Origin of the sequence: Arthrobacter sp. MPF02 (genome assembly GCF_046605375.1) — a bacterium.
Lineage (GTDB): Bacteria > Actinomycetota > Actinomycetes > Actinomycetales > Micrococcaceae > Arthrobacter.
The window spans coordinates 3,143,826-3,157,547 of record NZ_CP176772.1; the positions used below are offsets into that span (position 1 = coordinate 3,143,826).

10 protein-coding genes are annotated in these 13,722 nt (G+C 65.9%); 2 read left to right on the forward strand and 8 right to left on the reverse strand.

The window, feature by feature from the left end; translation table 11 throughout:
• Position 1 precedes the first annotated feature (1 nt).
• From ACLH0K_RS14915 to ACLH0K_RS14930, 4 genes are all read right to left on the reverse strand, one after another.
• On the reverse strand, positions 2 to 1,402 hold the full coding sequence (locus tag ACLH0K_RS14915) for a UDP-glucose dehydrogenase family protein (protein WP_411374325.1): 1,401 nt from the start codon (positions 1,400 to 1,402) through the stop codon (positions 2 to 4).
• A 61-nt stretch (positions 1,403 to 1,463) separates the two neighbouring features.
• Entirely contained in the window at positions 1,464 to 2,543 is a 1,080-nt protein-coding gene (locus tag ACLH0K_RS14920) for a nitrous oxide reductase family maturation protein NosD (RefSeq protein WP_411374326.1), read from the reverse strand.
• Positions 2,540 to 4,390 carry a right-handed parallel beta-helix repeat-containing protein gene (locus ACLH0K_RS14925; protein WP_411374327.1) on the reverse strand — a complete coding sequence of 617 codons (1,851 nt, stop codon included), beginning with the start codon at positions 4,388 to 4,390 and terminating at the stop codon, positions 2,540 to 2,542. The genes ACLH0K_RS14920 and ACLH0K_RS14925 overlap by 4 nt, the downstream gene beginning before the upstream one ends.
• Positions 4,387 to 5,661: a glycosyltransferase gene (locus ACLH0K_RS14930; protein ID WP_411374328.1), complete on the reverse strand. Its 1,275-nt coding sequence runs from the start codon at positions 5,659 to 5,661 to the stop codon at positions 4,387 to 4,389. Before ACLH0K_RS14930 ends, ACLH0K_RS14925 begins: the two co-directional genes overlap by 4 nt.
• 274 nt (positions 5,662 to 5,935) lie before the next feature.
• Here ACLH0K_RS14930 and ACLH0K_RS14935 point away from each other — a divergent pair, with 274 nt between their 5' ends.
• The gene (locus tag ACLH0K_RS14935; protein WP_411374329.1) at positions 5,936 to 6,313 is read left to right on the forward strand and encodes a sterol carrier family protein; all 378 of its coding nucleotides are present in this window, start codon (positions 5,936 to 5,938) and stop codon (positions 6,311 to 6,313) included.
• Positions 6,314 to 6,373: 60 nt separating this feature from the next.
• Here the strand turns inward: ACLH0K_RS14935 and ACLH0K_RS14940 are convergent, their stop codons facing one another.
• From ACLH0K_RS14940 to ACLH0K_RS14955, 4 genes are all read right to left on the reverse strand, one after another.
• Entirely contained in the window at positions 6,374 to 7,387 is a 1,014-nt protein-coding gene (locus ACLH0K_RS14940; RefSeq protein ID WP_411374330.1) for an endonuclease domain-containing protein, read from the reverse strand.
• Between the two features lie 134 nt (positions 7,388 to 7,521).
• The gene (locus tag ACLH0K_RS14945) at positions 7,522 to 8,283 is read right to left on the reverse strand and encodes an SDR family oxidoreductase (RefSeq protein WP_411374331.1); all 762 of its coding nucleotides are present in this window, start codon (positions 8,281 to 8,283) and stop codon (positions 7,522 to 7,524) included.
• A 23-nt stretch (positions 8,284 to 8,306) separates the two neighbouring features.
• Entirely contained in the window at positions 8,307 to 9,050 is a 744-nt protein-coding gene (locus ACLH0K_RS14950) for an aspartate/glutamate racemase family protein (RefSeq protein WP_411374332.1), read from the reverse strand.
• Between the two features lie 30 nt (positions 9,051 to 9,080).
• A complete protein-coding gene (locus tag ACLH0K_RS14955) occupies positions 9,081 to 10,646 on the reverse strand; it encodes an NCS1 family nucleobase:cation symporter-1 (RefSeq protein WP_411374333.1) in 1,566 nt (521 codons plus the stop codon).
• A 309-nt stretch (positions 10,647 to 10,955) separates the two neighbouring features.
• On the opposite strand from ACLH0K_RS14955, the gene aceE reads away from it, so the two are divergent.
• Complete coding sequence (aceE, locus tag ACLH0K_RS14960; protein WP_411374334.1) at positions 10,956 to 13,697, forward strand: pyruvate dehydrogenase (acetyl-transferring), homodimeric type; 2,742 nt, start codon at positions 10,956 to 10,958, stop codon at positions 13,695 to 13,697.
• The last annotated feature ends 25 nt before the right edge of the window (positions 13,698 to 13,722 follow it).

The window sequence follows — 13,722 nt, forward strand, 5'->3', positions numbered from 1 at the left end:
GTCAGGCCGCCGGCCGCGGCAGGTCCGGCGTAACTACGGCGGCCCGTGCCGGCGCAGCCTGGTAGGGCCTGCCCAGGGCACGGTATTCCCAGCCGCAGGCCAGGTACAGCTCCGAATCAAGCGCATGCCTGCCATCGACTACCCGGCGGTGCCGCACCAGCATGCCCAGGTCATCCGGGTCTGCTGACCGGAACTCGTCCCACTCCGTTAACAGGGCAACAACGTCGGCGCCGGCCACCGCCGCCTCCAGCGAGTCCACGTAGTTGAGGTCGGGGTAGATCCGGTGTGCGTTGGCGTTGGCTTCGGGGTCGTACACCGAAACCGTGGCGCCTTCGAGGTACAGCATGCGGGCCACGTCCAGCGCGGGAGCATCCCTGACGTCGTCGGAGTTCGGCTTGAAGGCGGCGCCCAGGGCCGCCACCCGGACTCCGGCCAGGTCTCCGCCTGCCAGTTCCCGCACCAGGTCTACGGTGCGGACCCGCCGCCGGTTGTTGATGGAGTCCACTTCCCCCAGGAAGCTGACCGCCTGGCCGACCCCCAGCTGCTCTGCGCGGTGCTTGAATGCACGGATGTCCTTGGGCAGGCAGCCGCCGCCGAAGCCGAGGCCGGGTTTGAGGAACCTGCCGCCGATCCGGTCATCCAGGCTAAGTGCCTGCGCCAGCATGCTGACGTCGGCGGAGGTCGCCTCGCAGACTTCGGCCATCGCATTGATGAAGGAAATCTTGGTGGCCAGGAAGGAATTGGCCGCCACCTTGACCAGCTCCGCCGTCGGCATGTCCGCCACGATCAACGGCGTGCCGGCGGCCAGCAGCGGCTCGAATGCCAGGCGCAGCATCGCCTCCGACCACTCGGACGCCACGCCGAACACCAGGCGGTCCGGATGCAGGGTGTCCTGCACGGCGAACCCCTCACGGAGGAACTCCGGATTCCATGCCACTTCCAGCTCCGGCCCCAGCGGTGAAAGGTCTGCCACCATCCCTGCGAGGCGGGCCGCGGTTCCTATCGGCACTGTCGACTTTCCCACCAGGAGTGACTTGCGGGTGATCCGTGCGGCGAGCCCGGCAAAGGCCTCGTCAACGAACGTCAGGTTGGCCGCGGAGGAGTTGGGTGCCTGCGGGGTTCCGACGCAGATGAAGTGCACGTCGCCGAACTGCGCCACCTCGTCCAGGTCCGTGGTGAACCTCAGCCGGCCGGACGCGAGCGCCTCGTCCAGTTTCTCCGGCAGCCCCGGCTCGTAGAACGGCACTTCGCCCGCCGTGAGCTGCGCGATCTTGCGCCGGTCGATATCGAATCCGAGGACGTCGAAGCCCATGACGGCCATGCAGATGGCGTGCGTTGCGCCCAGGTAGCCGGTGCCGACAACCGTGATTTTGGGCGCGCTGAAGGGAGGAAGGTTGTTCATTGGTTTCTCGCTTCCGTCTCAAATGGAGGATTGAGCATGTGCCGGATGGCCGGCGTTTCCCCTAGCTGGTACAGGTGATGTTGGACAGTCCCTGCCCAGCCTGCGAGGCTGTGTTGCTGCAATCGACAACGTTGTCGCGCGCGGGCTTGAGTGAATAGCCGAGTCCGGGCCCGTTGACCTCCGCCACGTTGTTGTGGAAGACGTTCTCCGTGCCCCAGCCGTCAACGATCTCGTGCGTCTGGAATCCGTCCTGCGGGGAGTTCCTTCCCGTGTTCCCTTCGATGCGCCAGCCCCTGCCTTTGACGTCCACCCAGGAATCGGCTTCCGCCATGGCCGAGCCGTCGAAAGTGTTGTCCGCGAGGACGCCGTCGGAGGTCCCTTCCTTGATGTCGATGCTCTCCGCCGTGGTCCCCGAGACGGTGTTGCCGCGGATTTCGTTGCGGTCGCTCCTGTCCGGTTCGCAGGCGGTCACGTCGCACCAGTTGCTTTCGGCGGTGCCGATGTAGATGCCTTCGCCGAATTTGGGTTTCCTCAGTCCGGCGCCGCGGATGGTGTTCCCGGTGACCTTGTTGTCGGAGCTGAACCGCCGCAGGTGGATGGCCTCGTCCCCCGTGTTCTCGACCGTCAGGCCCTGGAGGTGGATGTGCGTTCCCTCGTCCACCATCACGCCTTTCTGGCCGTTCCGGACGGTGAAGCCCTGCACTGTCCAGTAGGACGCCTGGTCCAGGTGGAGCACGTAGCCGTCCTCGGTGCCGCCCCCGTCCAGGACGGCCCCGGTTCCGCCGCAGAGGATGATGGGTTGTTCCGCCGTGCCGGCGCCCGTGGCCGTAAAGTTCCCCCGGTATACCCCGTCAGCCAGCGTGATGACGGTTCCCGGGCCGGGTGCCGCCAGCGCTTCCGTGAGTTCCGCCGCCGTCGTCACTGTCACTGCCGCAGGCGGGCAATGTGCCGGGACCGGAGTGCTATTGGAGGCAGGCGGTGGTGGGGCCTGCGGGGAGGTGCCAGGGGGAACTGACGGGGGCGGGCCGCCCTGGGGCGGCGTTTCCTGGAGGCTCACCATGGCGAAAACTCCTGTCAGGAGGACGATCAGCACGACGGCGAGCACGGCCCAGGTGCCCCGCCGGACACTGGGGCCGGTCACCTTGGCTGCCTCACGTCGTCGTACGCCACCACTCCCCTGCCCAGGGACGTCAGCGGGACGTGGTCGGCGTACGGACTTCGGATGACGCCGCGTCCGTCCTTGCCGCGGGCAACGGCGGTGACCAGCAGCAGAGCGGCGAGCACGAACCAGATGAAGGTGAGCGGCTGGAACACTGATTTAACCACCCTTTCCACGGTGTAGGCCGGTGCCCAGGCCAGGACATCGTTTTCGCCCAGGCTCGCCCCTGTTGACGCCTCGCTCCAAATGGCGGTGGACCCGTTGCCGGCCAGGGTGTTTCCGGTGACCGTGGTCTTCGGAACCGTGCCCAGCAGGGTGATGCCGTGGTTGGAGATCCGCTCGAGGGTGTTGGCATTGACGTTGGCGGTTGCGTCGCGGACGTAGATGCCGGTGTCGCCGCCGGTGATGACGTTTGCGCTGACCTCGGCCGTGGCACCGCCGCCGCGGACCGCGACCGACTGTCGGGCATTGTCCAGCAGCCTGTTGCCGGTGATGGTCACACCCTTGGCGCCGTCTGCCGCCACGATGCCCACATCGTTGCCCGTCACTCGGTTGTCCCTGAGCGCCACCGATGTCCCGCCCAGGACTTCGATGCCATAGCGGGTGTTCTGTTCGAAAGCACCCGCGGAAATCTGGCTGCCCCCGTAGGAGTCGACGGCTGTTCCCACGGCGTTCGGACCGTCGGCCAGGGGCCTGCCGTCCATCGAGATGCCGTTCCGGCCGTTGTTCCTGGCCTGGACGCGTTCGAAACTGACGTTCGCCGTGGAGCGCCCCACGCTGAACCCGTCCACAGCGTTGTCCGAGGACACCGTCCCGGTGATGGCGGCGTCCGATACAAACCGGTGCAGCACCAGGCCGTCCACCAGGCTGCCGGAAATAACGGTATCCCTGATGACGATGTCCCGGGCGTTGGTGATGAACAGTCCGAACGCGTTGTTGCTGACCCGCAGGTTATCGATGCCCGCCGTGACCACGCTGTAATCCTGGGCCGATTCCTGGGTGAGGGCTGCAAGTTCGGCCTCCGGCAGGAGCCGTGCACCGCCGCTGGCCGCCTCCGTCTCTCCCGGCGTCGGCTGTTCGTCGCTGAAGGTGCCCACCGCGTCAGTTCCGGTCAGTGACAGGCCGCCCGTGTTCCCGCTCCAAAAGCCCAGGTGGGAAACGTCGGAGAAAGAGAAGGCGGCATGGCCCCCGATGACCCGCACATAGGCCCGCCCGTCCACGGTGTTTTTGTCCGGGCCTTCCCTGGTGCTGTCCCAGCTGCTGACGCTGACGCGGGCTGTTTCCGTTCCGTCCAGCGTGAGCGAGCCGCCCAGGGCCACGAGGGACACGAAGGTTTGGGCCCCGCTTTCCAGGCGCAGGTCAAGCTTCCTTGCAGGGTCCGGCGAGGCCAGGGACAACGTGGCACCGGCCAGGACCGCGACGCTTTCGGAGAGCAGGTAGGCGCCGTCCGGCTGCTGCCGGAAGGCGTTGGGGGCCAGGGCCAACAGGTCTGCCACGGTGTACGGCTCCGGCCGGGCGGGCAGCACCAGCGTGTAACTTGATCCTGTCCGCACCCGGTATGGCCCTTCCAGACCTTCCACCCGCCACCGGGCGGCGGAGGCGACGGTGCGGACATAGACGAGCCGTTCATCCTCCTGCTCCACCAGCCGTGCCTCGCTGGCTGGATTTCCGGGGTAGAGCACACCTTGCACTTTGCCGTTGGCGGCGATCTCGTTCCTGCCCAGCGCGTCTACGGCGGAGCCGCCCTGGATGGTGCCCGCGTAGATGAACCCGGCAGTGCCCAGGACCGCGGTGAGGCACGCGGCGGCAACAGCCCTGGCGGCCCTCATGCCGCCACCTCCCCCGGGGTGAGGGTAGCTGCATCCTGGCCGTCGCCGCCCGTCTGGTGTGCGTGCCGGGTGAGCCAGCCCTGCTTGTTCATGGTGGCAAAGGCGTACATCTTGATGGGCAGGGCCACCAGGATCACGGTCACGGCAAGGACAGGGAGGATCAGGAGGTCCTTGGGGTGCCGGCGGAGGTGCGAGGCGCCGCGGATCCCGCGGCCCAGAAGGAGCCAGCAGACTGCAGCACCCACCCCGAACGGTGTGGGGTCAAGGCGGTGGAAGACCAGGTACACCAGGGTGAGGCCCATGGTGAGCGGGGTCAGCAGGATCTGCAGGACGGTTACCTTGGTGACGAACGGTACCTTCCAGAGCCAGCCCTTCGCGATGGCGGTGAGGTAGCAGCGGTACGAGTTCCGGCTCCAGCGGATGCGTTGCTTCATAAAGGCGCGGAAGCTGGAAGGGAACATGGACAGGGCCCGGGCGGATGACTGGTGGACGGTTTTGTAGCCGGAAGCCAGCACCAGCCAGGTGAGCCGGCCGTCGTCGCCGGAAATGCAGCGCTTGCCCATGAAGTATTCGTTCTCGAGGTGCTCGATGACCCCCAAGACGGCACTGCGCCGGTAGACGGCGGTCCGGCCTGAGACGCACGGCACCGCGCCTGCCCTGCCCATGGCCGGAACGTAGTCCAGGTACCTGACGTTGACCAGCCAGTCCGCGATGCGGCGCCAGATGCTGGTATCGCGCTGGTACACGTTCTGGTGCGTGCCGACGGCCCCCACCAGAGGATCCTTGAAGGGCATCTGGACGTTGGCCAGCAGGCCCGGCTGCCACCATGTGTCGGAGTCGGTGAGGACCAGGATCTCGTGCCGGGCCATCCGCATGCCCACTCCCAGGGCTGACCGCTTGCCCATGTGGTGGAAGAGGACAGGGCGGAGCGAGTCGTCACCAAGGGCGGTGATCCGCTGGTAGGCGTCCAGGTCCTCAACGTCCAGGACAATGATGATCTCGTCAGGTTTCTGCTGCCGCCAGGACTCCAGGGCGCTCATCAGGATGTCCGGGTCCTCGTGGAATGACGGCACGATCACGGATGTGGAAGTCTTGTAGTCCGTCACGATGGGCCGGGCGCGGTGGGAGAGGATAAAGCGGTACAGCCATAGGCCCCAGACGATGATGCCGGCTACGGCGAGCGGAAAATAGGGCGAGAACTCGGCGTACAGTTCGCTGAGGCTGCTTCTGGTGAGCCCGTTCAGGGCATCGTCGAAGGCAAGGGGAATCATGGGCAGTCCTTCGCTGGGCGGAAAATCAGTGAGGGAGATGCCGGGCTGTGCGGCCGGCGGAATGGTGTGCCCTGTCTGCCCCGGTTTCATGAGGGACGGGCTCTGGTGCCGGCTCTGCGTTGAGCCTTGTTAATGAGCATGCTCGACCGGATATATGCTCCACCAGTGCCCGCGGTACTCTAATTGCCTTCGTGGCTACCCGTCTTTGCCGCCGCCACTACGCGCCCGCCCGGGCGCGAATACTGAGAATATCCACTGGAAAGAATTCGTTAATATGCCCGTAGCACGCCGTCGGATAAATGTTCAGGAAGGCGCAGCGGCACTGGAGGCCTGGCGCCAGGCCGCCGGGTCGCCGTCGGACGCTCCTTTGCCGCGCAACGTCCTCGCCACCGCCGTGCGCTACTCGCTGGAGGAGGTGACAGCGCGCGCACCGGGCAATTCGGTGGAGGTCCGGGTGCCGCCCTTCGGCGTCACGCAGTGCGTCGAGGGGCCCCGCCACACGCGCGGCACCCCGCCGAACGTGATCGAGTGCGACGCCGCCACCTGGCTTGGGATGGTGACGGGCCAGATGGCGTGGGCGGAGGCGGTGGCGGCCGGCAAGGTGGCAGCGTCGGGACAGCGCGCGGACCTCTCCGCCCTGCTCCCCCTCTAGAGTTTTTGTCCAGATATGCAGACTTCCTGGCCCCGGAACCCTGCATATCTGGACAAAAACTCACCGGTGCCAGCCTTGTTTGCGCAGTGCCTGGGTAACCCTTGAAACGACCCACTCCGGGCCGCGTTCCATGTCGATCCGGTTGATCCTGACCTGGCGCCAACCCGCTTCAGCAACGCGCTGGTCCCGGTAGGAGTCAAGTGCCTGCTGCTCCGGCAGAAGGTGGTGCAGGCCCTCATACTCCACGCAGGTCCTGAAGCGGGCACAACCCAGGTCGGTCCAGACAGGCTTCCCCAAGGCGTCGTCCACACGGCAGTCGGGAACAAACTCCGGAAGGCCCGCGTCGTCCAGCATCAGGCGCAGCTTCGTTTCAGGTGGCGAGTCGACGCCTACCCGCAACTGGTCCAAAGCCTCCCTCGCCTTGCGCACGCCGTGGATTCCGTTGGCGCCCTCCACAAACCGCCGCAACTCCGCCAGCGGCACCACTGGCTGCTTTTGCTCGCCGAAAGTCCGGGCATGCTCACTGATAATGGCATCCCCGGCAACAATGAGGTCCTCCATCGGCAGGACAGAGCCAAGGTCCACCCAGGTGCGGGCAACCGAGGTTACTCGCAAGCCATCAAACTCCAGGAGGTCGCCGTCACGGACCTTCAGCCGGTGCCCCGCCACACCCTTGCGCCGCGGAAGCGTCCCGCCGTTTCGGCGGGACAGGTGGAGAAACCTGCCGGGTTCGCGGAAATGGGCACCCGACTTCTTGCCCCACGGGACAGGTTCGGTGACGGTGGTAACCGGCCCGCCGCCGTCGGGCCGGAATACTGCCCAGGGCGGCAGCGGAATAGCCAATACCTCCGCAGCGGTGATGAGGCTGCCGAAGGTATCTGCGTCCAGGCGAGTGTGGGACCGCACGAGTGCAGTCAGCTCCGGCGGACCTGCCTTTGGAATCCGCACACCCCTGCTTGGCCGGTACAGGTCCCGGCCAAGCAGGCGGCTCCTGGCCACGCCGGCAGCCTCTGCCTCAGTGAGGGCGAAAGGGCGGGCATTCAACGGTTCCGGCAGCGGCGACAGTCTGCTCATGCTCCATTGAGCCACCGTCGCTCGGCCTTATAGAGGTTATCCACAGATCGTCTGTTCCACTACGGAGTTTTTGTCCAGATATGCAGACTTCGGGGCCACTTATCCCTGCATATCTGGACAAAAACTCCAAGCGGTCAGCCGCGGCCGACGAAGGGCATGCCCGCGGCCGTTACCACCACGGAACCCACACTTGCGGTGGGCGGCATGTCCGCCATCATGAGTACCGCCCGCGCAGCGTCGGCCACCGGGAACATCGGCTCCACCCGCCTGCTGCCGTCGGCCTGCAGCGCTCCCGACCCCACGCCGATGGTGTCCATGATCTCCGTGGCCGTGTTTCCGATGTCGATCTGCCCGCAAGTGATCCCGTAGCCGCGGCAATCCAGCTCGATGCTCTTGGTCAGGCCCGTCATGGCGTGCTTGGTCACGGTGTAGGCCACGGTCCGCGGCCGCGGCGAATGCGCGGAAATGGAGCCGTTGTTGATGATCCGCCCGCCCTGCGGCTCCTGCGCCTTCATGGTCCGCACCGCGGCGGCGGCACACAGCATGGAGCCGGTGAGGTTGACGGCGAGTGTGCTGTTCCAGTCGTCCACGCTGATCTCGTCCACGCTGGCGGCCGGGCCGAACACGCCCGCATTGTTGAAGAGCACATCCACCCGGCCCCAGCGCTGCCGGGCGGCCTCGAAAAGGCGCTCGACGTCGTCGGGCCGGGTAACGTCGCACGGCACCACCAGCGCTTCCGGGTGGTTGTCCGAGGTCTCCTTCAGTTGCGCCTCGCGGCGTCCGGCCAGCGCAACGCGGTAGCCGGCGGCCAGCATTTGCCGCGCCACCTCCCGCCCGATGCCGGAGCCTGCCCCGGTGACAACGGCTACGCGTCCGGTGGGGGTGGGATTGTTCACGCTGTTCTCCTGAAGATGTCCTGCTAGAGCGGTGCCGGGACGGCCCGGCTGTTCAGCGGCCAGCCTACGACGGTCTTGGGCCGCGGGGCAGCGTAGGTCCGGACCTTGGAAGTGGACAGCCGCATCCGGACCAGCGACTCGGCGATAGTTACGGCGGACGCCACGCCGTCCACCACGGGGACGCCGGCGCGCTGCCGGATCTGCTCGTCCAGGCCCGCCATGCCGCCGCAGCCGAGGACAATCACCTCCGCCTTGTCCTGGCTGACCGCGGCCATCGCCTGGCTGATAATCGCTTCCACGGCGCGTTCCGGTTCCTCTTCAAGCTCCAGGACCGCCATGCCGCTGGCCCGCACCGATGCGCACCGTGCCTCGAGCCCTGCAAGCTTGAGCCGGTCCTCGATCAGCGGGACGGTGCGGTCCAGCGTGGTGACCACGGAATATTTGTGGCCCAGGAACATGGCGGTGCTGGCGGCAGCCTCGGTAATGTCCACCACCGGCACGTCCAGCAGTTCCTGCAGGCCCTCCCGCCCGTGCTCGCCGTAGCCGGCCTGGATAACGGCGTCGAACGGTTCGGGGTAGGAGGTGACGGCGTCCATGACGGCGATCGCTGCGAGGTAGCTTTCGAAGTTCCCCTCGCAGGAGTCGGCGCCGAAGCGCGGGGTCAGTCCGACAATCTCGGTGCCGGGTGCGGCAACGGCGCGTGCGGAGGCAGCGATGGAGTCCGTCATTGATGCGGTGGTGTTCACGTTTGCTACGAGGATGCGCATGCTGGGTCCTTTTGCGGGGTTGGGGCGCTGTCAGTGCGTGCTCGCGACGGCGATGGCCTCGCCGTCGCGGTCTTCCAGCTTCTGGTTGCGGTCCGCGACGAAGTAGTACACGGCTGCGGCGATGCCTGCCGCGAAGAACCAGGCGAAGGGAGCTGCCGACGCCAGTGCCGGGACGAAGGCGATGAGAAGGGCGACGACGGCGGCAGGCACCATGGCGGTGATCGCCCGCGGATTGACGCCGTTCCGGTAGAAGTAGGCGCCGTCCGGCGATGCGGTGTACAGCTCGGGCACGTTGACCTTACCCCGGCGGATCAGCCAGTAGTCCGCCATTACGACGCCGAACAGGGGGCCAAGGAGGGCGCCGAGGCCGCCCAGGAAGTACACAATGACCAACGGGTTGTTGTAGAGGTTCCAGGGCAGGATGACCAGGCCGATGACCGCGCTCACGACGGCGGCGCGGCGGAAATTCAGCCGCTTGGGGAACAGGTTGGTCAGGGCGTACACGGGAGCCACGAAGTTCGCCATGAGGTTCACGGCAATGGTGAGGATCAGCAGGGCCAGGCAGGCCAGCACCAGGAAGAGGGTGTTGGGGATGGTCTGGACGATGTCCGAGGGGCTTTCAATGATGGTGCCGTTGATCTTGAACTGTCCGCCGGCCATGACCACCACGATGGCGCCAAAGACGAGCATGTTGATGGGGATGCCCCAAAAGTTGCCCCGGACCACAGCCTTCTTTGAGACGGCGGAGCGGGTGAAGTCACAGAAGTTCAGGACGAAGGTGCCGTAGATGGAGACCCAGAGTGCTCCGCCGGCGAAGATCGTCAGCCACATCTCGGGGCCTTCCAGGGCCTTGTCCGAGGTCCAGGCGATGGCACCGCCCGCCTCGATGAAGATCCACACGGCGATCGCCGCCATGGTGGCCAGGATGACGGGTCCGGCGAAGGCCTCGTACTTGCGGATCATCTCCATGCCGAAGCTGACGATCACCAGCTGCACAACCCAGAGAATGATGAACGCGATCCAGCCCAGCGTGGACAAGCCCAAAACCGAGTCATTGTCGAAGTTGGCCAGGGCCGGGAACATGGCCACGACCATGACGCGGAAGACCACGGAGGCAAGGTAGGTCTGGATGCCGAACCACGCGACGGCCACGGCCCCGCGCAGGAGGGCCGCTATCTGCGCACCCCTGATGCCGAAGCTGATGCGGCTCATCACGGGGAAGGGAACGCCGGTTTTGACGCCCATGAAGCCGGAGAGATTTAGCAGGCCGAACAGCAGGGCGGCCCCGATCCCAAGTGCCAGGAGGATCTGCCATCCACCCAGCCCGAGGGCGAACAGGCCAATGGCGAAGGCGTAGTTGCCCAGGCTGTGAACGTCGTTGGCCCAGAGGGTGAAGATGCTGTAGCCGGACCAGCTGCGGCCGGTCCGTTTGGTGGGTGCAAGGTCCACGTTGTACAGGGAGGGACTGATGGACTGGCCGGACGCCAGGCTGGCTTCCTTGCACAGATCTTCGACGCTGACGGAAGGGTGGGTTGCGGCAACTGACGGCGCTGTCAGGTCTGCTGCGTCAACACCCACCGGTGGAGGGGTCTGCATATGGGTCTCAATTCCTGATGGCTGCCGCGGTGGTGAGGCCGGCGCAGCTTACGCCGTTGCTGTTATTCCACATCGCGGAAGCGAACTATTGAAGAGTGAAATAAGAGTATGACCCGCATCACCCTCGGTCAAGGAAGAATGGGCGCCCGGCGGTCACAATCGGTTTGCAGCAACCTTCCCGGGGCGAGCCGTGCCGCCGGCGCATGGCTCGTATTGACCCTCCGCCGCGACCCTCGCTAATCTCGTCTAGCAAGAATGTTTTCTCACAATACGAAAACATGGGCCATTCGACGATGAAATGAGGCTCCCGTGGCTGCAGGAGAAGATACCTCCCATATCCTCAGCGGGTTGACTAACCAGCTGCCTGATCGTGATCCGGAAGAGACTGCCGAGTGGGTTGAGTCCCTGGATGCGTTGATCAGGGAACAGGGTACCGAGCGTGCCCAATACATCATGCGGAGCCTGCTGCAGCGTGCGGGCGCGCAGAGCGTCGGGGTGCCGATGGTGACCACCACCGATTACGTGAACACGATCCCGGTGGACCAGGAAGCACAGTTCCCGGGCAACGAGGAGTACGAGCGCCGGTACCGGGCGCACATGCGCTGGAACGCTGCGGTGATGGTGCACCGGGCGCAGCGGCCGGACATCGCCGTGGGCGGTCACATTTCCACTTATGCCGGCGCGGCGACCCTGTACGAGGTCGGGTTCAACCACTTCTTCCGGGGCAAGGACCACCCCGGCGGCGGGGACCAGGTGTTCTTCCAGGGCCACGCGTCCCCTGGCATGTATGCGAGGGCGTTCATGGAAGGCCGGCTCAGTGAGGAGGACCTGGACGGGTTCCGGCAGGAGAAGTCCCGCCAGGGCCATGCCCTGTCCTCCTACCCGCACCCGCGGCTGATGCCCGGGTTCTGGGAGTTCCCCACGGTGTCGATGGGCATCGGGCCGATGAACGCGATCTACCAGGCCCAGTCCAACCGGTACCTGCACAACCGGGGCCTGAAGGACACCTCGGACCAGCAGGTCTGGGCGTTCCTGGGTGACGGGGAAATGGACGAGCCCGAATCCCGCGGCCTGCTCCAGCTGGCCGCGAACGAGAACCTGGACAACCTGAACTTCGTGATCAACTGCAACCTCCAGCGCCTGGACGGGCCGGTGCGCGGCAACGGCAAGATCATGCAGGAACTCGAAGCGTTCTTCCGCGGCGCGGGCTGGAACGTGATCAAGGTCGTCTGGGGCCGGGAATGGGATGACCTGCTCACCCGCGACACCCACGGGGCGCTGGTGAAGATCATGAACGAAACCCCCGACGGGGACTACCAGACCTACAAGGCCGAATCCGGCGGGTTCGTCCGTGAACACTTCTTCGGCAAGGACCCGGCCACCAAGGACCTCGTCGCGGACCTGACCGATGACCAGATCTGGAACCTCAAACGCGGCGGCCACGACTACCGCAAGGTCTACGCCGCCTACAAGGCCGCCACCGAGTTCAAGGGCAAACCCACCGTCATCCTCGCCAAAACCGTCAAGGGCTACGGACTCGGACCGCATTTCGAGGGCCGCAACGCGACCCACCAGATGAAGAAGCTCACCCTTGATGACCTGAAGAAGTTCCGCGACCACCTGCGGATCCCCATCACCGATGAGCAGCTCGACAAGGACCCGTACCGCCCGCCGTACTACCACCCGGGCACCGACGCGCCGGAAATCAAGTACATGATGGAACGCCGCGCCGCACTGGGCGGCCCGGTTCCCGAGCGCCGGTCCAAGCACGCCGCGATCGCCCTTCCGGAGGAGAAGTCCTACGAGGTGGCCAAGCGCGGCTCGGGCAAGCAGCAGGCCGCCACCACCATGGCGTTCGTGCGGCTCCTCAAGGACCTGATGCGGGACAAGAACTTCGGCAAGCACATCGCCCCGATCATCCCGGACGAGGCCCGCACGTTTGGTATGGATGCGTTCTTCCCGACGGCGAAAATCTACAACCCCAAGGGCCAGAACTACCTCTCCGTGGACCGCGACCTCGTCCTGGCCTACAAGGAATCCCCCGCAGGGCAGCTGATCCACCCCGGCATCAACGAAGCAGGCGCCGTCGCAGCCTTCACCGCCGCCGGCACCGCCTACGCCACCCACGGCGTGCCCCTGGTCCCGGTCTACGTGTTCTACTCCATGTTCGGCTTCCAGCGCACCGGCGACGCCTTCTGGGCCGCAGCGGACCAAATGACCCGCGGGTTCATCATCGGCGCCACCGCAGGACGGACCACCCTCACCGGCGAAGGCCTCCAGCACGCCGACGGCCACTCCCCCATCCTGGCCTCCACCAACCCCGCCGTAGTCACCTACGACCCCGCCTACGGCTACGAAATGGGCCACATCATCCGCGACGGCCTCGAACGCATGTACGGCCCGGACTCCACCGACCGGAACCTCATGTACTACCTCACCGTGTACAACGAACCCATCCTCCAGCCCGCAGAACCCGAAGAACTCGACGTCGAAGGCGTCATCAAGGGCATCTACCTGCTCGCCCCGGCAAAGATCGACGGCCCGCGGACCCAGCTCCTGGCCTCCGGCGTGTCCGTGCCCTGGGCCCTGGAAGCCCAGCGCATCCTCGCCGAAGACTGGTCCGTGTCCGCCGACGTCTGGTCCGTCACCTCCTGGAACGAACTGCGCCGCGACGGCCTCGCCGCCGAGGAAGAAGCCTTCCTCAACCCCGAACAGCCCGCCCGGGTCCCGTTCGTCACCCAACAGCTCGAAGGCGCCACCGGCCCCGTCGTCGCCGTCTCCGACTACATGAAAGCCGTCCCCGACCAGATCCGGCAATTCATCCCCAACGAATACGCCACCCTCGGCGCAGACGGCTTCGGCTTCTCCGACACCCGCGCAGCAGCCCGCCGCTACTTCAAAAACGACACCCACTCCATCGTCGTCAAAGCCCTGCAGATGCTCGCGGCGAGGGGCGAGGTTGAGGAGGGCGCGCCGTCGTACGCCATTGACCGCTACAAACTCCTTGACGTCAACGCCGGCACCACCGGAGGCACAGGCGGCGAAGCCTAGCGATCCATCCACGTTAGGGTGCGGG